The 23,387-nt window shown below is 71.4% G+C and carries 23 protein-coding genes; 2 read left to right on the forward strand and 21 right to left on the reverse strand.

Annotated elements, in window-relative coordinates; genetic code table 11:
• The first annotated feature begins 90 nt into the window (after positions 1-90).
• The gene (locus tag ACGFYU_RS19815) at positions 91-612 is read left to right on the forward strand and encodes a hypothetical protein (RefSeq protein WP_393828585.1); all 522 of its coding nucleotides are present in this window, start codon (positions 91-93) and stop codon (positions 610-612) included.
• Between the two features lie 102 nt (positions 613-714).
• On the opposite strand, the gene ACGFYU_RS19820 is transcribed toward ACGFYU_RS19815, so the two are convergent.
• The 14 genes from ACGFYU_RS19820 to pyrR form a co-directional block, all read right to left on the reverse strand.
• Positions 715-2,763 (reverse strand): primosomal protein N', encoded by a 2,049-nt coding sequence (locus ACGFYU_RS19820; RefSeq protein ID WP_393828681.1) that lies wholly within the window; start codon positions 2,761-2,763, stop codon positions 715-717.
• Between the two features lie 182 nt (positions 2,764-2,945).
• A complete protein-coding gene (gene metK / locus ACGFYU_RS19825) occupies positions 2,946-4,154 on the reverse strand; it encodes a methionine adenosyltransferase (RefSeq protein ID WP_385406392.1) in 1,209 nt (402 codons plus the stop codon).
• A gap of 196 nt (positions 4,155-4,350) precedes the next feature.
• Positions 4,351-5,565, reverse strand: coding sequence for a bifunctional phosphopantothenoylcysteine decarboxylase/phosphopantothenate--cysteine ligase CoaBC (gene coaBC, locus ACGFYU_RS19830; RefSeq protein ID WP_393828586.1), 1,215 nt, complete (start codon positions 5,563-5,565; stop codon positions 4,351-4,353).
• 98 nt (positions 5,566-5,663) lie between these two features.
• Positions 5,664-5,936, reverse strand: a complete 273-nt coding sequence (gene rpoZ, locus ACGFYU_RS19835) for a DNA-directed RNA polymerase subunit omega (protein WP_004948662.1) — start codon at positions 5,934-5,936, stop codon at positions 5,664-5,666.
• Between the two features lie 64 nt (positions 5,937-6,000).
• A complete protein-coding gene (gmk, locus tag ACGFYU_RS19840; RefSeq protein WP_393828587.1) occupies positions 6,001-6,564 on the reverse strand; it encodes a guanylate kinase in 564 nt (187 codons plus the stop codon).
• Between the two features lie 61 nt (positions 6,565-6,625).
• On the reverse strand, positions 6,626-6,949 hold the full coding sequence (locus tag ACGFYU_RS19845; RefSeq protein WP_008740406.1) for an integration host factor: 324 nt from the start codon (positions 6,947-6,949) through the stop codon (positions 6,626-6,628).
• 279 nt (positions 6,950-7,228) lie between these two features.
• Entirely contained in the window at positions 7,229-8,062 is an 834-nt protein-coding gene (gene pyrF / locus ACGFYU_RS19850; protein ID WP_393828588.1) for an orotidine-5'-phosphate decarboxylase, read from the reverse strand.
• 2 nt (positions 8,063-8,064) lie between these two features.
• A complete protein-coding gene (locus tag ACGFYU_RS19855) occupies positions 8,065-9,174 on the reverse strand; it encodes a quinone-dependent dihydroorotate dehydrogenase (protein WP_393828589.1) in 1,110 nt (369 codons plus the stop codon).
• Positions 9,175-9,253: 79 nt separating this feature from the next.
• Positions 9,254-12,562 carry a carbamoyl-phosphate synthase large subunit gene (gene carB, locus ACGFYU_RS19860; RefSeq protein WP_393828590.1) on the reverse strand — a complete coding sequence of 1,103 codons (3,309 nt, stop codon included), beginning with the start codon at positions 12,560-12,562 and terminating at the stop codon, positions 9,254-9,256.
• Complete coding sequence (carA, locus tag ACGFYU_RS19865) at positions 12,555-13,712, reverse strand: glutamine-hydrolyzing carbamoyl-phosphate synthase small subunit (protein WP_393828591.1); 1,158 nt, start codon at positions 13,710-13,712, stop codon at positions 12,555-12,557. The genes carB and carA overlap by 8 nt, the downstream gene beginning before the upstream one ends.
• The gene (locus ACGFYU_RS19870) at positions 13,709-14,290 is read right to left on the reverse strand and encodes a hypothetical protein (RefSeq protein WP_393828592.1); all 582 of its coding nucleotides are present in this window, start codon (positions 14,288-14,290) and stop codon (positions 13,709-13,711) included. The genes carA and ACGFYU_RS19870 overlap by 4 nt, the downstream gene beginning before the upstream one ends.
• Positions 14,287-15,573: a dihydroorotase gene (locus ACGFYU_RS19875; protein ID WP_393828593.1), complete on the reverse strand. Its 1,287-nt coding sequence runs from the start codon at positions 15,571-15,573 to the stop codon at positions 14,287-14,289. Before ACGFYU_RS19875 ends, ACGFYU_RS19870 begins: the two co-directional genes overlap by 4 nt.
• Positions 15,574-15,575: 2 nt before the next feature.
• Positions 15,576-16,565: an aspartate carbamoyltransferase catalytic subunit gene (locus ACGFYU_RS19880; RefSeq protein WP_393828594.1), complete on the reverse strand. Its 990-nt coding sequence runs from the start codon at positions 16,563-16,565 to the stop codon at positions 15,576-15,578.
• A 132-nt stretch (positions 16,566-16,697) separates the two neighbouring features.
• Positions 16,698-17,273, reverse strand: a complete 576-nt coding sequence (pyrR, locus tag ACGFYU_RS19885) for a bifunctional pyr operon transcriptional regulator/uracil phosphoribosyltransferase PyrR (protein WP_393828595.1) — start codon at positions 17,271-17,273, stop codon at positions 16,698-16,700.
• A gap of 284 nt (positions 17,274-17,557) precedes the next feature.
• Between pyrR and bldD the strand changes: the two genes are divergently transcribed.
• On the forward strand, positions 17,558-18,058 hold the full coding sequence (gene bldD / locus ACGFYU_RS19890; RefSeq protein WP_030026184.1) for a transcriptional regulator BldD: 501 nt from the start codon (positions 17,558-17,560) through the stop codon (positions 18,056-18,058).
• A 172-nt stretch (positions 18,059-18,230) separates the two neighbouring features.
• Here the strand turns inward: bldD and nusB are convergent, their stop codons facing one another.
• The 7 genes from nusB to ACGFYU_RS19925 form a co-directional block, all read right to left on the reverse strand.
• Positions 18,231-18,662, reverse strand: a complete 432-nt coding sequence (nusB, locus tag ACGFYU_RS19895) for a transcription antitermination factor NusB (protein ID WP_393828596.1) — start codon at positions 18,660-18,662, stop codon at positions 18,231-18,233.
• Between the two features lie 2 nt (positions 18,663-18,664).
• Positions 18,665-19,231, reverse strand: coding sequence for an elongation factor P (gene efp, locus ACGFYU_RS19900; RefSeq protein WP_249765167.1), 567 nt, complete (start codon positions 19,229-19,231; stop codon positions 18,665-18,667).
• Between the two features lie 59 nt (positions 19,232-19,290).
• Positions 19,291-20,397, reverse strand: a complete 1,107-nt coding sequence (locus ACGFYU_RS19905) for a M24 family metallopeptidase (RefSeq protein WP_393828597.1) — start codon at positions 20,395-20,397, stop codon at positions 19,291-19,293.
• Between the two features lie 111 nt (positions 20,398-20,508).
• A complete protein-coding gene (locus ACGFYU_RS19910) occupies positions 20,509-21,258 on the reverse strand; it encodes an AAA family ATPase (RefSeq protein WP_393828598.1) in 750 nt (249 codons plus the stop codon).
• A 104-nt stretch (positions 21,259-21,362) separates the two neighbouring features.
• Complete coding sequence (gene aroQ, locus ACGFYU_RS19915) at positions 21,363-21,803, reverse strand: type II 3-dehydroquinate dehydratase (RefSeq protein ID WP_393828599.1); 441 nt, start codon at positions 21,801-21,803, stop codon at positions 21,363-21,365.
• Positions 21,800-22,891, reverse strand: a complete 1,092-nt coding sequence (aroB, locus tag ACGFYU_RS19920; protein ID WP_393828600.1) for a 3-dehydroquinate synthase — start codon at positions 22,889-22,891, stop codon at positions 21,800-21,802. The genes aroQ and aroB overlap by 4 nt, the downstream gene beginning before the upstream one ends.
• Positions 22,888-23,370, reverse strand: a complete 483-nt coding sequence (locus ACGFYU_RS19925) for a shikimate kinase (RefSeq protein WP_393828682.1) — start codon at positions 23,368-23,370, stop codon at positions 22,888-22,890. Before ACGFYU_RS19925 ends, aroB begins: the two co-directional genes overlap by 4 nt.
• Positions 23,371-23,387: the final 17 nt, after the last annotated feature.

Consider the following 23,387-nt stretch of genomic DNA (forward strand, 5'->3'; position numbering starts at 1 on the left):
TGGTCAAGAGAGATTGACCAAAACGGGCCGCGTTGTGAACGGTGTCTGCGGCCCGATCCGCCCTTCAGCACCGGTTCGAGAGGCTTCTTCATGGCCGACCACGCCACCCACGACGCCCAAGCCCGGGCCAGCCTGCACCTCTTGGTGCGGGACATCGAGCGGGTTCGCCGGCAGGTGGATGCTCTGCGTACGCTCACCGCCCAGCTCGGCAATGTGTACCGCCCGCGCCGCTCAGGCCCCTCCACTGGCTTCGTCGTCTACGGTCGGGCGCCCGCGCCCACCGTCCGCCTCGCGCAGGAGCTGCGGGACAGCGTCGAGACGCTGGTGACCGCCGCGGTGGACTTCGACCGCTCGCTCGGCTTCTCGTGGGACGCGGTCGGTTCGGCGCTCGGCGTCACCAAGCAGGCCGTGCACCGGCGGTACGGTGCGCGGCGCGCGCAGGCGGCCGAGGCCGCCGAGCCGCCCGCCGAGGGCACGACCACGCGCACTCTGGGGCCCCTGCCCTCCATTCCGGCGGCGCGCTCGGTGCCGCCGCAGCCGCTGCGCGAGGAGTCCCAGACCGCGGCGAGCGCCCCCCGCTCCCCGGCCTTCCCGGGCCCGCGCAACGGCTGACCGTCCCCCGCCGCCGGGACGCCGACCCCCGACGGCCCCAGCCGATCCCCCGACCCCGCCGGAGCCGAGCGCCCAGGCGGGGTCGTTCGGCGTTGCGGACCGTCAGCCGATGTCCGGTGGGTCGATGCGGATGCGGACCGCGTCCGAGGCCGGGACGCCGCGGGCCATGCGGGCGGCCTGTGCCGACTTGAGGGCGGCTGCCAGGGCCGCGCCGCTGCCCGGGGGGACGCGGACCAGGGCCCGCTCTCCCGGAGAGGCCTCCCCCCGCCGCCCAGGCAGCGGCACCGGCCCCAGGACCTCCGCGTCCGGCGGCAGCCCCGCCCCGGCCAGGAAGGCCTCGACGGCCTCGCCCCGCCCGGCCACGGCCGCCATCCGGGACACCGGCGGGAACCCGAGCTGGGCCCGCTCCGCGAGCTCCCGGACCGCGTGACCGACGGGGTCCCACCGCACCAGCGCCTGCACCGGCCGGAGCGTCGGCTCGGCGACCACCACGACCTGCCCGTCCCCCCGTACCAGCGAGGCGGCCGCGATCCACCGCCGCAGCGCGTCCTCGCCCGCCCGCAGGTCGGGCCGGGTCAGCATCGCCCAGCCGTCGAGCAGCAGGGCCGCCGCGTACCCGGCGCCCGCCGCGACCGGCTCCGCCCCTGGAGTGCACACCACCAGCGCCGGCCGCTCCGGCACCTCGTCCAGGATGTGGTCGCGCCCGGACGTCCGTACGGGCACGGCCGGGAAGGCCCGCCCCAGCTCCTCGGCGGTCCGCCGCGCGCCGACCACCTGGGCCCGCAGCCGGAAGGACCCGCACTCCTCGCAGTGCCAGGCCGGCTCCGCCCGCCCGCACCACCCGCAGTGGAGGTCCCGCGCGTCGGGGGCCTCCAGCGGACCGGCGCAGACCGTGCAGCGGGCCGGGGTCCGGCACCGCTCGCACGCCAGCCGGGGCACATAGCCCCGCCGCGGCACCTGCACCAGGACCGGCCCGGTCTTCAGCCCCTCCCGTACGGTCTCCCACGCCAGGCTCGGCAGGCGCGCGGCGCGGGCCGCCTCGTCCCGTGCCAGCAGCTCGTCGCCCACGGTCCGGATCCGAGGGGCGCACTCCCGGACCGTCTCGCGGCTCGCGACCAGCGGCCGGGCCCAGCCGGACTCGACCAGCTGCGCCGCCTCGACGGTGCAGCCGGTGCTCCCGGCGAGGAAGCCGCAGCCGTCGCTGACCGCGCGCAGTTCCAGGACCTCCCGGACGTGCGGGAAGGGGGCCCGGTCGTCACTGTGGCTGGAGTCGCCGTCGTCCCAGATCACGACGAGCCCGAGGTCCCGTACGGGGGCGAACATCGCGGCCCGGGTGCCGACGACGGCCCGCACCGAGCCCCGGCTCACGGCAAGCCATTCGCGGTAGCGCTTCTCGGGGCCCGATTCGGCGGTGAGCAGCGCGTGCCGCCCCTCGCCGAGCAGGGCGGTGAGCGCGGCGTCGACGCGGGCGGCGGTCCGCCCGTCGGGGACGACGGCGAGGGCCCCGCGTCCGGAGGCGAGGGTGGCGGCCATGGCCCGGGCGAGTTCGTCGGCCCAGCCGGGGCCGGGCAGGGCGGTCCAGACGGCGCGCGGGGTGCCGCCGCCGGCGAGGGCGCGGAGGAAGGCGGGGCCGGCGCCGTAGCGTGTCCAGCCGCCGGGTTCGGGCGCGGCGGGCGGGGGCAGGGGGGCCGGTGATGGCGCGGCCTCGGCTTTGGCGCTCCGCGCGGGCAGGGCGAGCTGGAGTACGTCGGCCAGGCTGCCGGCGTACCGGTCGGCGACGGCCCGGGCGAGGGCGAGCATGCGGGGGCCGAGGACCACTTCGGGCGAGACGACCTGGGCGAGGGCGGCGAGGGCTCCGTTGTAGTCGGAGTCGGCGCGGCGTTCGACGATGAAGCCGTCGATGAGCCCGCCGCCCTCGCGCCTGCCGCCGTGGACCCGGTGGGAGCCGGCGCCGAAGCGGACCCGGACGCGGACACCGGGCTGGGCGGTTTCGGAGAGCTCGGCGGGGACCGCGTAGTCGAAGAGCCGGTCGAGGTGGAGCACGCCCTTGTTCACGAGGACGCGGGCCACGGGCAGTTCCTCGGCGACGGCGGCCCCGCGCCAGGTGCGGGGCTTGGCCTTGGGCGCTTTGGCCTTCGCCTCGGCGACCATCTCCCGGATCAGCGCGAGCTGCTCCGGCGGGCCGCCGGCCGCGGATTCGTTCTCGCCGTTGTCGCTGCTCACAGCAGCATTCTTACCAAACGGCACCGACAGCGGACCCTCCCGAGCAACGCGATACGGCCCCGGACCGGCGGGTCCGGGGCCGTACGCTCCCGCCGTGGGCGGGATGGTGCTTACAGGCCGGCGGCCGCGCGCAGCGCGTCCACGCGGTCGGTGCGCTCCCAGGTGAAGTCCGGCAGCTCACGGCCGAAGTGGCCGTAGGCGGCGGTCTGGGCGTAGATCGGGCGCAGCAGGTCCAGGTCGCGGATGATCGCGGCCGGGCGGAGGTCGAAGACCTCGCCGATCGCGTCCTCGATCTTCTGGACCTCGACCTTGGCGGTGCCGAAGGTCTCGACGAAGAGACCGACGGGCTCGGCCTTGCCGATGGCGTACGCGACCTGGACCTCGCAGCGCGAGGCGAGACCGGCGGCGACGACGTTCTTCGCGACCCAGCGCATCGCGTAGGCGGCCGAACGGTCCACCTTCGACGGGTCCTTGCCGGAGAAGGCACCGCCACCGTGGCGGGCCATGCCGCCGTACGTGTCGATGATGATCTTGCGGCCGGTCAGACCGGCGTCGCCCATCGGGCCGCCGATCTCGAAGCGGCCGGTCGGGTTCACCAGCAGGCGGTAGCCCTCGGTGTCGAGCTTGATGCCGTCCTCGATGAGCTGGGCCAGCACGTGCTCGACCACGAACTCGCGGATGTCGGGCGCGAGCAGCGAGTCCAGGTCGATGTCGGAGGCGTGCTGGGAGGAGACGACGACCGTGTCGAGGCGGACGGCCTTGTCGCCGTCGTACTCGATGGTGACCTGGGTCTTGCCGTCGGGGCGCAGGTACGGGATGGTCCCGTTCTTGCGGACCTCGGACAGCCGGCGGGAGAGCCGGTGCGCCAGGTGGATCGGGAGCGGCATCAGCTCGGGGGTCTCGTCGCAGGCGTAGCCGAACATCAGGCCCTGGTCGCCGGCGCCCTGCTTGTCGAGCTCGTCCTCATCGCCCTCGACCCGCGTCTCGTAGGCCGTGTCGACACCCTGCGCGATGTCCGGGGACTGCGCGCCGATGGACACCGACACGCCACAGGAGGCACCGTCGAAGCCCTTCTTGGAGGAGTCGTAGCCGATCTCGAGGATCTTGTCGCGGACGAGCTGCGCGATCGGCGCGTAGGCCTTCGTCGTCACCTCTCCCGCGATGTGCACGAGACCCGTGGTGATGAGGGTCTCCACCGCCACGCGCGAGGTGGGGTCCTCGGTGAGGAGTGCGTCGAGGATCGTGTCGCTGATCTGGTCAGCGATCTTGTCAGGGTGGCCCTCGGTCACAGACTCCGAGGTAAAGAGACGACGGGACACAACGCTCCCTGGGGGTTGCAGCGGCTGCTGGCTGATCATTTGGCGGAACCACATCGGGGGCTGCGCCCGATCACGTTCCGAATGCAGTTTATCGGTCGCCACCGTTTGCCGGACCACCCGTCTCGCCCTATGAATCGGGTGTGACCTGCGGCACTCCATTCTGGCCTACGGAAGTGACCATGAGAAGGGATCCTGGTCAGGCGCGTCGCGCGGGGAGCCGGGGCGCCACCTGGTCCCAAATGACTTCCGCCAGCGCTTCCTTCGGACCGTAGGGCACCTGCGTCTCGGACCCGTCTGACGCGAGGATGACAGCTTCATTCTCCTCGGAACCGAAGGTCTTGGTCTCGCCGACCTCGTTGACGACGAGAAGATCACATCCCTTGCGCCGGAGCTTGGCGCGGCCGTTGGCCAGGACGTCGTCGGTCTCGGCGGCGAATCCGACCACGATCTGCCCCTCCCGGGCCCGGTCGGCCGAGATCTCCGCGAGGACGTCGGGGTTGCGGACGAGGGCGACCGGCGCGGGCTCCTGTCCGTCCTTCTTCTTGATCTTCCCCCCGGCGTACTCGGCGGGCCGGAAGTCGGCCACGGCCGCCGCCATCACCACGGCGTCGGCGTCGGCCGCCGCCTTGAGCACGGCCTCGCGCAGCTGTACGGCCGTCCCCACCCGTACGACGTCCACCCCGGCCGGGTCGGCCAGCGCGGTGTTGGCCGCGACCAGGGTGACCCGGGCCCCGCGCGCGACGGCCGTACGGGCGAGGGCGTAGCCCTGCTTGCCCGAGGAGCGGTTGCCCAGGAAGCGGACCGGGTCGAGGGGCTCGCGCGTGCCGCCGGCGCTGATCACGACGTGCCGCCCGACGAGGTCCGGCTCGGCGACCCCGCGCGCCAGGACCGTCCGGCACACCTCGAAGATCTCCTCGGGGTCGGGCAGCCGCCCCTTGCCGGTGTCTTTGCCGGTGAGCCGGCCCACGGCGGGCTCGACGACGACGGCTCCGCGCCGCCGCAGGGTGGCCACGTTCTCCTGGGTGGCGGGGTGCTCCCACATCTCGGTGTGCATGGCGGGGGCGAAGACCACCGGACAGCGTGCGGTGAGCAGGGTGTTCGTGAGCAGGTCGTCGGCGAGCCCGTGGGCGGCCTTGGCCAGCATGTCGGCGGTGGCCGGGGCGACGACGACGAGGTCGGCCTCCTGCCCGATGCGTACGTGGGGCACCTCGTGGACGGTCTCCCACACCTCGGTGGAGGCCGGGTTCCCGGACAGGGCGGCCCAGGTGGCCTCGCCGACGAAGTGGAGCGACGAGGCCGTCGGCACCACCCGTACCTCGTGGCCGGACTCGGTCAGCCGGCGCAGCAGCTCGCACGCCTTGTAGGCGGCGATCCCGCCGCTGACTCCCAGCACGACCTTCGGCTTAGCCACCACGCACTCCCCTTCGACACATCCGTCGTACCTACCCATGACACACCACAGGCCCGGCAGATGTTCTGCCGGGCCTGTGGTGAAGGAATTGCCGTGCCTTACTGGGCCGGGGCCTCGATGGCCTCGGAGGTCAGCAGACCCGCGTTGATCTCGCGCAGCGCGATCGAAAGCGGCTTCTCGTGGACGTGGGTGTCCACCAGCGGGCCGACGTACTCCAGCAGGCCCTCGCCGAGCTGGGAGTAGTACGCGTTGATCTGACGCGCGCGCTTGGCCGCGTAGATCACGAGGCTGTACTTCGAGTCCGTGGCCTCGAGCAGCTCGTCGATCGGCGGGTTGATGATGCCCTCGGGCGCGGTGATGGAAGAGGACACGCTCTACCTTCCGAAGATGGGTGAAAGATCAGGCATTGATCGAATCGAAACGATCGATCAACGATCAGCCAACGTCCATCAAGGCTAGCAGCTCACGCGCCACGTCCTCGACGGAGGTGTTGACCAGGGTGGTGTCGAACTCGGACTCGGCAGCCAGCTCGATCTTGGCGGCCCCGAGTCGGCGCTCGATGACCTCGGCCGATTCGGTGCCCCGGCCGGTGAGCCGGCGGACCAGCTCGTCCCAGCTCGGCGGGGCCAGGAAGACCAGCTGGGCGTCGGGCATGGACTCGCGGACGAGCCGTGCGCCCTGGAGGTCGATCTCCAGCAGTACCGGCTCGCCGTTCTCGAGGCGCTCCAGCACCGCGCCGCGCGGTGTGCCGTAGCGGTTGCCCGCGAACTCGGCCCACTCCAGCAGCTCGCCGTTGGCGATCAGCTTGTCGAACTCGTCGTCGTTGACGAAGAAGTACTGGACTCCGTGTCGCTCACCGGGCCGCGGCTTGCGGGTGGTGGCCGACACCGAGAGCCAGACCTCGGGGTGGACCTTGCGCATATGCGCGACGACCGTGCTCTTGCCGACCCCCGAAGGGCCGGAGAGCACGGTCAGCCGCGGACGAACCTCTGCTGCCATAGAAGGATTATCCAGGTTCCCGGGACTGCCTGAGAACGCCGGAAGAACTTCAGGCGACGCGTCAGCCGGCGGGAGTGCCGAACTCACGCTCCAGAGAAGCGATCTGGTTGGAACCGAGACCTCGGACACGCCGTGACTCGGAGATGCCGAGGCGCTCCATGATCTGCTTGGCGCGCACCTTGCCCACGCCAGGCAGGGACTCCAGCAGGGCGGAGACCTTCATCTTGCCGATGACGTCGTTCTCCTGGCCGGTCTTGATGACCTCTTGGAGCGAGGCGCCGGAGTGCTTGAGTCGATTCTTCACCTCGGCCCGCTCCCGGCGAGCCGCGGCGGCCTTTTCGAGCGCGGCTGCGCGCTGTTCAGGGGTAAGGGGCGGAAGAGCCACGCCTACGTCACCTCGGATGTCGAACTGTCGGATACGGACCGGTGGGGAGCCCAAGGGCACCACACCAGGCGAGCTCCCGAACAGCGGTCCAACTCGTTCGCTGCACGTTCACTCTGCTCGGAGACTAGCGGCCATGACCGCTCCAGTCAGCGAGAACGGACGAAAAGTCCTGGTCAGCCTCCACTGAACCGTACATCACGGACAAAATACCCCTGTTTTGTCCGGTGAAAGCCGTTCGAATTTCGTCAAGTAGTGCGACCGACGTGTCCGACGGCTCCCTTACGCGGAGACGGCCTCGCGGATTTCGTCCGCGAAGGCGGCCGCGCTCGCGCGGAGGGCGGCGACGTCCGGACCGTGCTTCAGGACGCCCCGCGACACGTTCGGGACCACATTGCGGACCGCCTTGCCGAAGACCGCCGGGAGGTCGGCGGCCGTCGCGCCCTGGGCGCCGATCCCCGGGGCGAGCAGCGGGCCGTTGATGTCCAGGTCGAAGGAGGACAGGTCGCCCAGCGTGGCGCCGACCACCGCTCCGAAGGAGCCCATGGGGCTGGCGCCCTCGTTCTCCGCCGCCAGGTGGGCGAGCATCGTCGCGCCGATCGACCGGCCGTCCGTACGGACCGCCCGCTGGACCTCCGCGCCCTCCGGGTTGGAGGTGAGCGCCAGGACGAACAGGCCCGCGCCCGACTCCCGCGCCAGGTCGACCGCCGGCTTCAGCGAGCCGTAGCCCAGGTACGGGGAGACCGTCAGCGCGTCGGAGAACAGCGGGGAGGCGGGGTCCAGGAAGGCCGAGGCGTACGCCGCCATCGTCGAGCCGATGTCGCCCCGCTTGGCGTCCATGACGACCAGCGTGCCCGCCGCCCGCGCGTCCGCCACCGTCCGCTCCAGCACCGCGACGCCCCGCGAGCCGAACCGCTCGAAGAAGGCCGCCTGCGGCTTGAAGACCGCCACCGACTCCGCCAGCGCCTCGACGACCGTACGCGAGAACCGCTCCAGGCCGTCGATGTCGTCGTTCAGGCCCCACTGGGCCAGCAGCGCGGCGTGCGGGTCGATGCCCACGCAGAGCGGGCCGCGGGAGTCCATCGCCTCGCGGAGGCGGGTGCCAAAGGGGGTCACGGTCACTGCGCGGCCTTTCGGGTCTCGGCGCCCACGGCTTCGGCGAGCGTCGCGTACGGGCTGGCGGCCAGGCGCGCGGCCAGGCCCTTGTGGATGGCGCGGGCGTAGCAGGGGCCCTCGTAGATGAAGGCGCTGTAGCCCTGGATCAGGGTGGCGCCGGCCAGGATCCGCTGCCAGGCGTCCTCGGCGTTCTCGATGCCCCCGACGCCGACGAGGACCAGCCGGTCCCCCACGCGGGCGTACAGGCGGCGCAGGACCTCCAGGGAGCGCTCCTTGACCGGGGCTCCGGACAGTCCGCCCGTCTCCTTGACGAGGGAGGGGGCGGAGCGCAGGCCCAGGCCCTCGCGCGCGATGGTGGTGTTCGTCGCGATGATGCCGTCCAGGCCGAGCTCCAGCGCCAGGTCGGCGACCGCGTCCACGTCCTCGTCGGCGAGGTCGGGGGCGATCTTGACCAGGAGGGGGACCCGGCGGTCGGTCACCGTGCGGTCCGCGGCCTCGCGGACCGCCGTCAGCAGCGGGCGCAGCGACTCCGTCGCCTGGAGGTTGCGCAGCCCGGGGGTGTTCGGGGAGGAGACGTTGACGACGAGGTAGTCGGCGTGCCGGGCGAGCCGCTCGGTGGAGGCGACGTAGTCCGCCACGGCCTCCTCCTCCGGTACGACCTTGGTCTTGCCGATGTTGACTCCGACGACCGTGTTGAAGACCGGCGTACGGGACGCCAGGCGCTCCGCGACGGCCGCCGAGCCCTCGTTGTTGAAGCCCATGCGGTTGATCAGCGCGCGGTCCGGGACGAGGCGGAAGAGTCGCTTCTTGGGGTTGCCCGGCTGCGCCTCGGCCGTGACCGTGCCGATCTCGATGTGGTCGAAGCCGAGCATCGACATGCCGTCGATGGCGACGGCGTTCTTGTCGAAGCCGGCCGCGAGGCCGAAGGGGCCGTGCATGCGCAGGCCGAGCGCCTCGGTGCGCAGTTCCTTGTACCGGGGGGCCAGGGCCGCGGCGACGAAGGTGCGCAGCACCGGGGTCCGGGCGGCGAGGCGGATCCAGCGGAAGGCCATGTAGTGGGCCTGCTCCGGGTCCATGCGCTTGAAGACCAGGTTGAAGAACAGTTTGTACATCGTCCGAAATATCCCTTACGCGCTCATGAAAGGGGGGACACCGGAAGCTGTCGCCGGTGCCCCCCTTTCGTACCGGCTGCTAGTCGCGGGCCGCGGTCAGGTGCTCCGCGTGCTCCTGGAGGGAGCGCACGCCCACGTCTCCGTGGTTGAGCGCGTCGATGCCCTGGACGGCCGCGGCGAGTGCCTGGACCGTGGTGAGGCACGGGACGCTGCGCGCCACGGCCGCCGTGCGGATCTCGTAGCCGTCGAGGCGGCCGCCGGTGCCGTACGGGGTGTTGACGATCAGGTCGACCTGGCCGTCGTGGATGAGCTGGACGATGGTCTTCTCGCCGTTCGGGCCCTCGCCCTCGCTGAGCTTGCGCACCACGGTGGCGTTGATGCCGTTGCGGCGCAGCACCTCGGCGGTGCCGGAGGTGGCGAGCAGCTCGAAGCCGTGGGCGACGAGCTCGCGCGCCGGGAAGATCATCGAGCGCTTGTCGCGGTTGGCGACGGAGATGAACGCGCGGCCCTTGGTGGGCAGCGGGCCGTAGGCGCCGGCCTGCGACTTGGCGTAGGCGGTGCCGAAGACGGCGTCGATGCCCATGACCTCGCCGGTGGAGCGCATCTCCGGGCCGAGGACGGTGTCCACGCCGCGGCCGTGGATGTCGCGGAAGCGCGACCACGGCATGACGGCCTCCTTGACGGAGATCGGCGCGTCGATCGGCAGGGTGCCGCCGTCGCCGGTCTTCGGGAGCAGGCCTTCGGCGCGCAGCTCGGCGATGGTGGTGCCGAGCGAGATGCGGGCGGCGGCCTTCGCGAGCGGGACGGCGGTCGCCTTCGAGGTGAAGGGGACGGTCCGGGAGGCGCGGGGGTTGGCCTCCAGGACGTAGAGGATGTCACCCGCCATCGCGAACTGGATGTTGATCAGACCGCGGACGCCGACGCCCTTGGCGATGGCCTCGGTGGAGGCGCGCAGGCGCTTGATGTCGTAGCCGCCGAGGGTGATCGGGGGCAGGGCGCAGGCGGAGTCACCGGAGTGGATGCCGGCTTCCTCGATGTGCTCCATGACGCCGCCGAGGTAGAGCTCGTTGCCGTCGTAGAGGGCGTCGACGTCGATCTCGATGGCGTCGTCGAGGAAGCGGTCGACCAGCACGGGGCGGGTCGGGGAGATCTCGGTGGACTCGGCGATGTACGCCTCGAGGCGGGCCTCGTCGTAGACGATCTCCATGCCGCGGCCGCCGAGCACGTAGGACGGACGGACGAGGACGGGGTAGCCGATCTCGTCGGCGATGGCCTTCGCACCCGTGAAGGTGGTGGCGGTGCCGTGCTTGGGGGCCGGCAGGCCGGCGTCGGCGAGGACCTGGCCGAAGGCGCCGCGGTCCTCGGCGGCGTGGATGGCCTCCGGGGAGGTGCCGACGACGGGGACGCCGTTGTCCTTCAGCGCCTGGGCGAGGCCGAGCGGGGTCTGGCCACCGAGCTGGACGACGACACCGGCGATCGGGCCCGCCAGGGACTCGGCGTGGACGATCTCCAGCACGTCCTCGAGCGTCAGCGGCTCGAAGTACAGGCGGTCGGAGGTGTCGTAGTCGGTGGAGACGGTCTCCGGGTTGCAGTTGACCATCACGGTCTCGTAGCCGGCGTCGCTGAGGGCGAAGGAGGCGTGGACGCAGGAGTAGTCGAACTCGATGCCCTGGCCGATGCGGTTCGGGCCGGAGCCCAGGATGATCACCGCGGGCTTGGTGCGCGGGGCGACCTCGCTCTCCTCGTCGTACGAGGAGTAGAAGTACGGGGTCTTCGCGGCGAACTCGGCGGCGCAGGTGTCGACCGTCTTGTAGACCGGGCGGACGCCCAGCGCGTGGCGGACCTCGCGGACGACGTCCTCGCGCAGGCCGCGGATCTCGGCGATCTGGGCGTCGGAGAAGCCGTGGCGCTTGGCGTCGGCGAGCAGCTCGGGGTCGAGCTTCTCGGCGGCGGCGAGCTCGTCGGCGATCTCCTTGATGAGGAAGAGCTGGTCGACGAACCAGGGGTCGATCTTCGTGGACTCGAAGACCTCTTCCTGGGTGGCGCCGGCGCGGATGGCCTGCATGACGGTGTTGATGCGGCCGTCGGTCGGGCGGACCGCGGTGCGCAGCAGCTCGTCCTTGTCGCCCGGCTCACCGACGAAGGTGAACTGGGAGCCCTTCTTCTCCAGGGAGCGCAGGGCCTTCTGCAGGGCCTCGGTGAAGTTGCGGCCGATGGCCATGGCCTCGCCCACCGACTTCATGGTGGTGGTGAGGGTGGCGTCGGCGGCCGGGAACTTCTCGAAGGCGAAGCGCGGGGCCTTGACGACGACGTAGTCGAGGGTCGGCTCGAAGGAGGCCGGCGTCTTCTCGGTGATGTCGTTGGGGACCTCGTCGAGCGTGTAGCCGATGGCCAGCTTCGCGGCGATCTTGGCGATCGGGAAGCCGGTGGCCTTCGACGCGAGCGCCGAGGACCGGGAGACGCGCGGGTTCATCTCGATGACGATGACGCGGCCGTCGTCGGGGTTGATCGCGAACTGGATGTTGCAGCCGCCGGTGTCGACGCCGACCTCACGGATGATCGCGATGCCGATGTCGCGCAGCCGCTGGTACTCGCGGTCGGTGAGCGTCATCGCCGGGGCGACGGTGATCGAGTCGCCGGTGTGGACGCCCATCGGGTCGAAGTTCTCGATGGAGCAGACGACGACCACGTTGTCCTTGGTGTCGCGCATCAGCTCAAGCTCGTACTCCTTCCAGCCGAGGATGGACTCCTCCAGGAGCACCTCGGTGGTCGGGGAGAGCGTGAGGCCCTGGCCGGCGATGCGGCGCAGCTCTTCCTCGTCGTGGGCGAAGCCGGAGCCGGCGCCGCCCATGGTGAAGGAGGGCCGGACGACGACGGGGTAGCCGCCGAGGGTCTCGACGCCCGCGAGGACGTCCTCCATCGAGTGGCAGATGACCGAGCGGGCGGACTCGCCGTAGCCGATCTTGGCCTTGACGGCCTCGACGACGCCCTTGAAGAGGTCGCGGTCCTCGCCCTTGTTGATGGCCTCGACGTTGGCGCCGATGAGCTCGACGCCGTACTTCTCCAGCACACCCTGCTCGTGCATGGAGATGGCGGTGTTCAGCGCGGTCTGGCCGCCGAGGGTCGGGAGCAGCGCGTCGGGGCGCTCCTTCGCGATGATCTTCTCGACGAACTCGGGGGTGATCGGCTCGACGTACGTGGCGTCGGCGATCTCCGGGTCGGTCATGATCGTCGCGGGGTTGGAGTTCACCAGGATGACCCGCAGGCCCTCGGCCTTGAGGATGCGGCAGGCCTGGGTGCCGGAGTAGTCGAACTCGGCGGCCTGGCCGATGACGATCGGGCCGGAGCCGATGACCAGGACGGACTGGATATCGGTGCGCTTAGGCACGCTCGGCCTCCATCAGGGCGGTTTCCATCAAAGACGTGAAGCGGTCGAAGAGGTACGCGGCGTCGTGCGGGCCGGCAGCCGCCTCGGGGTGGTACTGGACGCTGAAGGCCGGCTGGTCGAGCAGCTGGAGGCCCTCCACCACGTTGTCGTTGAGGCAGACGTGGGAGACCTCGGCGCGGCCGTAGGGGGTCTCGGTGACCTTGTCGAGCGGCGCGTCGACGGCGAAGCCGTGGTTGTGCGCGGTGATCTCGACCTTGCCGGTGGTGCGGTCCTGCACCGGCTGGTTGATGCCGCGGTGGCCGTACTTCAGTTTGTAGGTGCCGAAGCCGAGCGAGCGGCCCAGGATCTGGTTGCCGAAGCAGATGCCGAAGAGCGGGGTCTTGCGCTCCAGGACGCCCTGCATGACGGAGACCGCGTGGTCGGCGGTGGCCGGGTCGCCCGGGCCGTTGGAGAAGAACACGCCGTCCGGGTCGACCGCGTACACGTCCTCGACGGTGGCGGTCGCGGGCAGCACGTGCACCTCGATGCCGCGCTCGGCCATGCGGTGCGGGGTCATGCCCTTGATGCCGAGGTCGACGGCGGCGACGGTGAAGCGCTTCTCGCCGATGGCGGGGACGACGTACGTCTCCTTGGTGGCGACCTCGGCGGAGAGGTTCGCGCCCTTCATCTCGGCGGACTGGCGCACCTTGGCGAGCAGCATGCCGTCGTCGGCGACGGCGTTGCCGGAGAAGATGCCGACGCGCATGGCGCCGCGCTCGCGCAGGTGGCGGGTCAGGGCGCGGGTGTCGACGCCGGAGATGCCGACGACGCCCTGGTGGACGAGCTCCTCGTCCAGCGAGCGCCGGGAGCGCCAGTTGGAGGGGACGCGGGCGGGGTCGCGGACGACGTAACCGGACACCCAGATGCGGGAGGACTCGGGGTCCTCGTCGTTGACGCCGGTGTTGCCCACGTGCGGGGCGGTCATCACGACGACCTGGCGGTGGTACGACGGGTCGGTCAGGGTCTCCTGGTAGCCGGTCATGCCGGTGGAGAACACTGCCTCGCCGAAGGTCTCCCCGTGGGCGCCGTAGGCGCGGCCTCGGAAGATCCGACCGTCCTCCAGGACGAGTACGGCGGGAGTTTTGTCTGCTCCCCTGGTGGAGGTCGTCATCGTTCGGCGCCTTCCGTCGTGATGGATTGGTTCATGAGATTGACGGCTTCGACCCAGGCGGCGTGTTCGGCCGCGCGGTCGGAGCGGAATCCGGAGTCGATCAGCTTGTCGCCGTGCGCCCATGTGACGACGAGCAGACCGCCCTCGGTGAGTACCTTGCCCGCGATTCCCTTGTCGAGGCGGGCGCCGCGCAGCTGCGCGGCCGGTACGAAGAAGTCGGTGGCACCCGGTCGGACCACGTCGAGGCCCGCGTCGGTGAGCGTGAGCTCGACCCGGCTGCGGACGCCCAGACCGTGGGCGACGATCCGGTCGAGCCACTGCCCGGCGGTGGTGGACCCGTGGTACCGGCCGGTCAGCGCCAGCCGGTGTTCGGGGAGACCGTCGGGGGCGGCGGGCAGCTCCGGCAGGTCGTTCTGCAGAGCGCCGCGCCATTTCCAGCCCTGCCGCATCAGCCAGTACACGAAGGCGACGAAGACGGCCAGGCCGATCACCCACGCCATGCGGGCACCGAAGCTGGTCACCTCCGCCGACTGTCGCTCGGCGGCCTCGGCGGCCAGTTGGATTACTGCAGGTGTCACGCCAGCGTCCCGTCCACGACCGTTGCCCGGCCCCGCAGGAAGGTGTGAGTGACGCGCCCCGGCAGCTCACGGCCCTCGTAAGGCGTGTTGCGGCTGCGGGAGGCGAAGTGTGCGGGGTCCACGACACCACGGTACGAGGTATCGACCAAGGTCAGGTTCGCGGGTTCACCTGCCGAGACGGGGCGGCCGTGGTTCTCCAGGCCGCCGATGCGCGCCGGGGCGAAGGACATCCGCTCGGCGACGCCCGCCCAGTCGAGCAGGCCGGTCTCGACCATCGTCTGCTGGACGACGGAGAGGGCGGTCTCCAGGCCGACCATGCCCATGGCGGCCGCGGCCCACTCGCAGTCCTTGTCCTCGTGCGGGTGCGGGGCGTGGTCGGTGGCGACGATGTCGATCGTGCCGTCGGCGAGCGCCTCGCGCAGGGCCAGCACGTCCTTCTCGGTGCGCAGCGGCGGGTTGACCTTGTAGACCGCGTTGTACGAGCGCACGAGCTCGTCGGTGAGGAGCAGGTGGTGCGGGGTCACCTCGGCGGTGACGTCGATGCCGCGGGACTTGGCCCAGCGGACGATCTCGACGGAGCCGGCGGTGGAGAGGTGGCAGATGTGGACGCGGGAGCCGACGTGCTCGGCGAGGAGGACGTCGCGCGCGATGATCGACTCCTCGGCGACGGCCGGCCAGCCGCCCAGACCCAGCTCGGCGGAGACGACGCCCTCGTTCATCTGGGCGCCCTCGGTGAGGCGGGGCTCCTGGGCGTGCTGGGCGACGACGCCGCCGAAGGCCTTCACGTACTCCAGGGCGCGTCGCATGATGACGGCGTCGTCCACGCACTTGCCGTCGTCGGAGAAGACGGTGACGCGGGCGGCGGAGTCGTGCATGGCGCCGAGCTCGGAGAGCTGCTTGCCCTCCAGGCCGACGGTGACGGCGCCGATGGGCTGTACGTCGCAGTAGCCGGACTCCTTGCCCAGGCGCCAGACCTGCTCGACGACGCCGGCGGTGTCGGCGACCGGGAAGGTGTTCGCCATGGCGAAGACGGCGGTGTAGCCGCCGGAAGCGGCGGCGCGGGTGCCGGTCAGGACGGTCTCGGAGTCCTCGCGGCCGGGCTCGCGCAGGTGGGTGTGGAGGTCGACGAGGCCCGGGAGGAGGACCTGGCCCTCGGCCTCGATGACGGTCGCGCCCTCGGCGGAGAGGTTCTGGCCGACCTCGGCGATGGTCTCGCCGTCGATCAGGACGTCCTGCGCCTCGCCACCGAGTACCTTCGCGCCACGGATCAGGATCTTGCTCATCTTTACTTGCTCTCCTCGATGCGGGGCGTGCTGGTGGTGGTGACGGCGGGCTCGGAGCCTCCGAGCAGCAGGTACAGGACGGCCATCCGGGTCGAGACGCCGTTGGCGACCTGCTCGACGGCCGTGCAGCGGTCGGAGTCGGCGACCTCGGCGGTGATCTCCATGCCGCGGTTCATCGGGCCGGGGTGCATCACGATGGCGTGCTCGGGCATCTTCGCCATGCGGTCGCCGTCGAGCCCGTACCGGCGGGAGTACTCGCGCTCGGTCGGGAAGAAGGCGGCGTTCATGCGTTCGCGCTGCACACGCAGCATCATCACAGCGTCGGACTTCGGCAGCACCTCGTCGAGGTTGTACGAGACCTCGCAGGGCCAGGTCTCGACGCCGATCGGGACCAGGGTCGGCGGGGCCACGAGGGTGACCTCGGCGCCGAGGGTGTGCAGCAGGTGGACGTTGGAGCGGGCGACGCGGCTGTGCAGCACGTCGCCGACGATGGTGATGCGGCGACCGGCGAGGTCCTTGCCGAGGCCGGCGTCCCGGCCTACGAGGCGGCGGCGCATGGTGAAGGCGTCCAGCAGGGCCTGGGTGGGGTGCTCGTGGGTGCCGTCGCCGGCGTTGACCACGGCGGAGTCGATCCAGCCGGAGGTCGCGAGCCGGTAGGGGGCGCCGGAGGCGTGGTGGCGGATGACGACAGCGTCGGCGCCCATGGCCTCCAGGGTCAGCGCCGTGTCCTTCAGGGATTCGCCCTTGGAAACCGAGGAGCCCTTGGCGGAGAAGTTGATGACATCGGCGGAGAGCCGCTTGGCGGCCGCCTCGAAGGAGATCCGGGTGCGGGTCGAGTCCTCGAAGAAGAGGTTGACGACGGTGAGGCCGCGCAGGGTGGGCAGCTTCTTGATCGGCCGGTCCGCTACGCGGGCCATCTCCTCGGCGGTGTCGAGGATCAGGACGGCGTCGTCGCGCGTGAGATCGGCGGCCGAGATGAGGTGGCGCTTCATCTGGATGGCTCCGTAGGTCAGGAGGGCAGGCCGGCCGGCCGTTCTTCGGGCGGGGCGGCCGGACAGGGGCAGCAGGGTGGGGCGGGGCAGGCTTCGGCGCGGACCCCGCGGGGGCCCGGTGATGCGTACGGGCTACTGCCCGGCTGCCTGGGCGGTCCGCTGGCCGAGCAGCACGGCGTCACGGCCGTCCTCCTCCTGGAGCTGGACCTTGACGGTCTCCCGCAGCGACGTGGGGAGGTTCTTGCCGACGTAGTCGGCGCGGATCGGCAGTTCGCGGTGGCCCCGGTCGACGAGGACGGCGAGCTGCACGGCGCGGGGGCGGCCGAGGTCACCGAGGGCGTCGAGGGCGGCGCGGATGGTGCGGCCGGAGAAGAGGACGTCGTCGACGAGGACGACGAGGCGGCCGCTCAGGTCGCCGCCGGGGATCTCGGTGCGGCCGATCGCGCGGGCGGGCTTGAGCCGCAGGTCGTCGCGGTACATCGTGATGTCGAGGGAGCCGACCGGGATCTTCGTGTCGGTGATCTCTTCGAGCTTGGCGGCCAGCCGGCGGGCGAGGTACACACCGCGGGTGGGGATGCCGAGGAGCACCACGTCGTCGGCGCCCTTGGCACGTTCGACGATCTCGTGGGCGATGCGGGTCAGGACCCGGGCGATGTCCTGCGCTTCGAGAACGGAGCGCGCGGCATCGGTGTTCTGCTGGGTGTCCATGAAAAGGACCTCCTTCTCCGCCTCACGGGACGGACCTTAAAGGACGTCTGATGTACGTCTCCCACGGTACCAGGGCGAGGCCGGTGACCCCGCACCGGGCCGGGGCGCGGGGGCTTCCACGGGGCTCCTGGAGCCGTTCCCGAGGGGGCGATGGTGACCATTCGGCTTGACGCATCCAAGTAACGCTGCGTAACCTCACAGTGAGTTACCAGCCGCGCGGCGGAGCCGCATGTCAGCCACGTTGTAAGCCATGTAGTCACAGCGTCACAGCGTCCGGGAGCGTTATGTCCAGCGAATACGCCAAACAGCTCGGGGCCAAGCTCCGCGCCATCCGCACCCAGCAGGGCCTCTCCCTCCACGGTGTCGAGGAGAAGTCGCAGGGCCGGTGGAAGGCCGTGGTGGTCGGTTCCTACGAGCGCGGGGACCGCGCCGTGACCGTCCAGCGCCTTGCCGAGCTGGCGGACTTCTACGGGGTTCCGGTGCAGGAACTGCTGCCGGGCACGACGCCCGGCGGGGCGGCCGAGCCGCCGCCGAAGCTGCGCCTCGACCTGGAGCGCCTGGCGGGCGTGCCCGCCGAGAAGGCCGGCCCGCTCCAGCGCTACGCGGCGACGATCCAGAGCCAGCGTGGCGACTACAACGGCAAGGTGCTGTCGATCCGCCAGGACGACCTGCGCACCCTGGCCGTCATCTACGACCAGTCCCCCTCGGTCCTGACCGAGCAGCTCATCAGCTGGGGCGTGCTCGACGCGGATGCGCGTCGTGCCGTGGCCCACGAGGACGTCTAGTCCCCGGTCCCTGGACCAGCAGAAACGTTACCGGCGGGTGCCGGGAGCCCGAGAGGGTTCCCGGCACCCGCCGTTTTCGCGTGCGGACTCCGCGCGGAGGGTGCGCCGAACGCAAACGGAGGGCCCGCAGCGCGTACGCTGCGGGCCCTCCGTCTCGCCGAACCGCCGGAGGCTACTCGCCTCGGCGCAGGCTCGGCTTCAGCTCCTTGAAGCGGGCCAGCAGCCCGTTCACGAACGAGGGCGACTCGTCCGTCGAGAACTCCTTGGCCAGCTGCACGGCCTCGTCGATGGCCACGGCGTCCGGCGTGTCGTCCACCCAGATCAGCTCGTAGGCACCGAGCCGCAGGATGTTCCGGTCCGCGACCGGCATGCGGTCGAGCTCCCAGTCCACGGCGTAGGTGACGATCAGGTCGTCGATCCGGTTCACCTTGTCGGCGTAACCCTCGACGAGATCCATCGTGAAGGCGTTGACCGGCGGCTGCCGGTCGTCCGACCGGGCGTGGCGGATCCAGTCCGCGAGGACCTCGCGCACGGGCACCCCGCGCTGGTCGGCCTCGAACAGGATCTGGAAAGCGCGCTTGCGCGCGTTGCTGCGGGCAGCCACGGTTAGCTGCTCACCCGGCCGAGGTAGGCGCTGGTGCGGGTGTCGACCTTGACCTTCTCGCCGGTGGTGACGAAGAGCGGGACCTGGATCTCGTGGCCGGTCTCCAGCGTCGCCGGCTTGGTGCCACCGGTGGAGCGGTCGCCCTGGACGCCCGGGTCGGTCTGCTCGATCGTCAGCTCGACGGCGGCCGGCAGCTCGACGTAGAGCACCTCGCCCTCGTGCTGGGCGACGGAGGCGGTGAAGCCCTCGATCAGGAAGTTGGCGGCGTCGCCGACGGCCTTCTTGTCGACCATCAGCTGGTCGTAGGTGCTCATGTCCATGAAGACGAAGTACTCGCCGTCCATGTACGAGAACTGCATGTCACGCCGGTCGATCGTGGCGGTCTCGACCTTCGTGCCGGCGTTGAAGGTCTTGTCGACGACCTTGCCGGAGAGCACGTGCTTGAGCTTGGTGCGCACGAAGGCCGGGCCCTTGCCGGGCTTGACGTGCTGGAACTCGACGACGGACCAGAGCTGGTCACCGTCGAGCTTGAGCACCATGCCGTTCTTGAGGTCGTTCGTGGAAGCCACGGTTGCGGAATCTCCTGCACTGGAAGACCACGGGTGCGCGCACAGTCCGGCGGAGCGGACTAGAGCGCGAGCAGCTCCTTGGTCGTAATGGTGAGTAGCTCGGGACCGCCGTCCGCCTCGGGGCGCACGACGAGCGTGTCATCGATCCGGACACCTCCCCGGCCCGGGAGGTGAACCCCCGGTTCGACGGTGACCGGCACGCAAGCGTCCAGTTTACCCATTGCCGTAGGTGCAAGCTGCGGGTCCTCGTCGATTTCGAGTCCCACGCCGTGTCCGGTCCACGGAGCGAGGGCCTCCCCGTGGCCCGCGGAGTCCAGTACGGAACGTGCCGCGTGGTCCACGTCCCGGTAGGCGGCCCCGGGGAGCAGTGCCTCGCGCCCGGCCCGCTGCGCGGCGAAGACGAGGTCGTACAGCTCGATCTGCCAGTCCGCGGGGGTGGTGCCGATGACGAAGGTCCGGCCGATCTCGCACCGGTAGCCCCGGTAGCAGGCGCCGAGGCAGACGGAGAGGAAGTCGCCCTCCTCGACCCGCCGGTCGGAGGGGCGGTGCCGGGAGCGGCCGGAGTGCGGGCCGGTGCCCACGGAGGTCGGGAAGGCGGGCCCGTCGGCGCCGTGGTCGACGAGTCGCCGCTCCAGCTCCAGGGCGAGGTGGCGTTCGGTGCGTCCGACGAGGATGGACTCCAGCAGCTCGCCGAGGGCCTGGTCGGCGATCTCGGCGGCGATGCGGAGGCAGGCGATCTCCTCCTCGTCCTTGACGAGGCGCTGCTGCTCCACGGCGGTGCCGAGGTCCGCGAGGCGGAGCTTGGGCGCCACGGAGCGCAGGGCCCGGTGCCGTGCCACGGTGAGGTGGTGTTCCTCCACCGCCAGGGAGTCGGCCCGCAGCGCGGCGGCCATGTCCCCGGCCGCGACGGCCGGGTCCCCGCCGGGGCTCGCCAGCACGGAGACCCTGAGCCGGTCGTCGAGGCGCCCCTCGTCGGCCTCGCCGGTCGGTGTCCTGCCGCAGAACATCACGTCCTCGGTGGGCCCGACGAGCAGGACGGCACCGAGCGGGGAGGCCCCGGAGAGGTAGCGGACGTTCGCCGGACGCGTGATCAGTGCGGCAGCGTTCCCTGCGGCGGCGCAGCGGTCGCGAAGCGTGCCCCGGCGGGCGGCGTACACGTCTGACATGTCTTCGAGCGTACGAGCGCTCCGCGCCTCTGGCCTGGCGAGCGCGTCCGGACGGGGCCGCCTCCGGGGGCCGGCTCCCGGCAGCGGCGGCGCGCCTGCACAGCAGAACCGTTAAGCCAGCGCACGCGCGAGGGTCTCGTCCAAGGCGCGTGCCGTCGCCTCGACGTCCAGGTGCGAGTTGTCGATGATCGGCAGGCCGGAGCCGTACCAGCCCGCCATCCGCCCGTGGATCCGCGCGACCTCCTCGTCGGAGAGCCGGCGGTTGCCGGAGCGGGCCGCGTTGCGTTCCAGGACGATCTCCAGGCCGGGCAGCAGCACCACCGGCAGCAGGGTGGGCCCCACGTGCCGTTTCCAGCCGCCCAGGCCGACGACCGGCCGGTCCGGGAAGACGGCGTCGTCGAGGATGCAGGAGATCCCGTTGGCCAGGTAGTTGCGGGCGGCGAAGCCGCAGGTGCGGCGGGCGAGGCGGTACTGGGCCTCGGAGTGTTCGTTCCACCCCGCCTGCGGGTCGGCGAAGCCCGAGCACACCCACTCGCGGACGTCGTCGAGGCTGATGTGGGCGGTCGCCACGGGCCGGGTGCTCGCCCAGTGCCGGGCCACGGTGGTCTTCCCCGCGCCGGCCGGGCCGATCAGCAGCACGGCGAGGGTGGCCGCCCCGGTGCCGGGCACCGCGGGCGGCAGCGGGATGTGCCCGGTGGCCTCGGGCACGGGCACCACCGGGTGCGTGTGCGGCGGGGCCGGCATGGGCGGCGGCATCCCCGGCCAGCCCTGCGCCGGAGGTATCGGCGGCTGCGGAGGCGCCGCCGGATGCGGTCCCGGCTGCCCCCAGCCGGCGCTCCCGCCCCCCACTCCTTGCTGCATCCGCTGCCACTCCGTCTCGTTCCGGCGACTGATGCGAGAACGTTATATGACCCCGGGAGCCCGGCGGTCCACCAGCACCGCCGGGCAGGGGGTCGGTCGGGGCGTCAGAGGGAGATCTCGTCCGCCAGTGCGCGCAGTGCCAGCCGGTAAGAGCCGATCCCGAAGCCCGCCACCGTCCCGGTCGCCACGGAGGCGATGACCGAAGTGTGCCGGAACTCCTCGCGGGCGTACGGGTTCGAGATGTGCACCTCGATGAGGGGCGCGGTGCGCTGCGCGGCCGCGTCCCGCATGGCGTACGAGTAGTGCGTGAAGGCCCCGGGGTTGATGACCACCGGGATCTTCCCGTCGGCCGCCTCGTGCAGCCACCGCACCAGCTGCCCCTCGTCGTTGGTCTCGCGGACCTCGACGTCGAAGCCGAGCTCCTCGCCCAGCGCGCGGCAGCTCTCCACCAGCCCGGCGTACGAGGTGGCCCCGTACACGTCGGGCTCGCGGGACCCGAGCCGACCCAGGTTGGGGCCGTTCAGGACGAGTACCTTGCGGCTCACGCGGACACCTCGCCGTACGCGGCGATCAGGTGCGCCGGGTCGGGGCCCTCCAGGACGGTCGGCTTGCCCAGCCCGTCCAGGACGATGAAGCGCAGCAGGTTGCCGCGGGACTTCTTGTCGACCTGCATGGTCTGGAGCAGCTTGGGCCACTGGTCGCCGCGGTAGGTCAGCGGCAGGCCGACGGCCGCGAGGATCTCCTTGTGGCGGTCGGCGGTGGCGTCGTCGAGGCGGCCCGAGAGGCGGCCGAGCTCGGCGGCGAAGACCATGCCGACGGACACGGCCGCGCCGTGCCGCCACTTGTAGCGCTCGTTCTTCTCGATGGCGTGCGCGAGGGTGTGGCCGTAGTTGAGGATCTCCCGCAGCCCCGACTCCTTGAGGTCGCTCGAGACCACGTCGGCCTTGACCTGGATGGAGCGGCAGATCAGCTCGGCCGTGTGCGGGCCCTCGGGCGTGCGCGCGGCGGCCGGGTCCTCCTCGATCAGGTCCAGGATCTTCGGGTCGGAGATGAATCCGGCCTTGATGATCTCGGCGAGGCCGCTGACGTAGTCGTTGACCGGCAGCGATTCCAGGGCGGCCAGGTCGCAGAGCACACCGGCCGGCGGGTGGAAGGAGCCCACCAGGTTCTTGCCCTCGGCGGTGTTGATGCCGGTCTTGCCGCCGACGGCCGCGTCCACCATCGCGAGGACGGTGGTCGGTACGGCGATCCAGCGCACGCCGCGCAGCCAGGTCGCGGCGACGAAGCCCGCGAGGTCGGTGGTGGCTCCCCCGCCGACGCCGACGATGACGTCGGTGCGGGTGAAGCCGGACTGGCCGAGCGCCTTCCAGCAGTACGCGGCCACCTCGGCGGTCTTGGCCTCCTCGGCGTTCGGCACCTGGATGGCGACCGCCTCGTAGCCCTGCTCGGCGAGGTCGTCGCGCAGGGCCTCCCCGGTCGAGGCGAGGGCCTCGGGGTGGATGACGGCGACCCGCTGGGCCTTCGTACCGATCAGGGAGCCGAGCTCGCCGAGCAGCTGCCGGCCGACGAGCACGTCGTACGCGTCATGGCCGGCGCTCGCGCCGACGTGGATCCGCGTCACCTGGTCTGTCATACGTCCTTCAACTCCAGAGCGTCGAGGACCGCCTGGGCGACCTCTTCGGGGGTGCGGTCGTCGGTGGCCACCACGACACGCGCGACTTCGGTGTACAGGGGGCGCCGGGCGTCCATCAGTTCGCGCCACTGGCGGCGCGGGTTGACTGCGAGCAGCGGGCGCGCGGCGCCGAGGCCCACGCGCCGTACGGCCTCTTCGACGTCCATCGACAGATAGGCGACGGGGAGGCCGGCGAGCAGGGTGCGGGTGCCCTCGTCGAGGACGGCGCCGCCGCCGAGGGCGAGCACTCCGGTGTGCTCGGCGACGGCGGTGGCGACCGCCCGCCGCTCCAGCTCACGGAAGTACGGCTCGCCCTCGTCGACGAAGATGTCGGAGATCTCCCGGCCCTGGGCCGCGACGATGTCCGCGTCGGTGTCCCGGTAGGGGACGCCGAGCCGCTCGGCGAGCAGCGCCCCCACCGTGGACTTGCCGGACCCCATGGGGCCGACGAGTACGA

It is taken from the genome of Streptomyces sp. NPDC048337, assembly GCF_043201175.1.
GTDB lineage: Bacteria > Actinomycetota > Actinomycetes > Streptomycetales > Streptomycetaceae > Streptomyces.

Bases quoted from the DNA above. Each gene is read 5' to 3' on its own strand.
- ACGFYU_RS19925 (WP_393828682.1), bottom strand. From the start codon at position 23,370: ATGGGGTCCGGCAAGTCCACGGTGGGGGCGCTGCTCGCCGAGCGGCTC.
- pyrR (WP_393828595.1), bottom strand. From the start codon at position 17,273: ATGGACACCCAGCAGAACACCGATGCCGCGCGCTCCGTTCTCGAAGCG.
- ACGFYU_RS19880 (WP_393828594.1), bottom strand. From the start codon at position 16,565: ATGAAGCGCCACCTCATCTCGGCCGCCGATCTCACGCGCGACGACGCC.
- bldD (WP_030026184.1), top strand. From the start codon at position 17,558: ATGTCCAGCGAATACGCCAAACAGCTCGGGGCCAAGCTCCGCGCCATC.
- ACGFYU_RS19910 (WP_393828598.1), bottom strand. From the start codon at position 21,258: ATGCAGCAAGGAGTGGGGGGCGGGAGCGCCGGCTGGGGGCAGCCGGGA.
- ACGFYU_RS19875 (WP_393828593.1), bottom strand. From the start codon at position 15,573: ATGAGCAAGATCCTGATCCGTGGCGCGAAGGTACTCGGTGGCGAGGCG.
- ACGFYU_RS19820 (WP_393828681.1), bottom strand. From the start codon at position 2,763: ATGGTCGCCGAGGCGAAGGCCAAAGCGCCCAAGGCCAAGCCCCGCACC.
- gmk (WP_393828587.1), bottom strand. From the start codon at position 6,564: ATGGCAGCAGAGGTTCGTCCGCGGCTGACCGTGCTCTCCGGCCCTTCG.
- ACGFYU_RS19815 (WP_393828585.1), top strand. From the start codon at position 91: ATGGCCGACCACGCCACCCACGACGCCCAAGCCCGGGCCAGCCTGCAC.
- ACGFYU_RS19855 (WP_393828589.1), bottom strand. From the start codon at position 9,174: ATGTACAAACTGTTCTTCAACCTGGTCTTCAAGCGCATGGACCCGGAG.
- aroB (WP_393828600.1), bottom strand. From the start codon at position 22,891: ATGACAGACCAGGTGACGCGGATCCACGTCGGCGCGAGCGCCGGCCAT.
- carA (WP_393828591.1), bottom strand. From the start codon at position 13,712: ATGACGACCTCCACCAGGGGAGCAGACAAAACTCCCGCCGTACTCGTC.
- ACGFYU_RS19905 (WP_393828597.1), bottom strand. From the start codon at position 20,397: ATGTCAGACGTGTACGCCGCCCGCCGGGGCACGCTTCGCGACCGCTGC.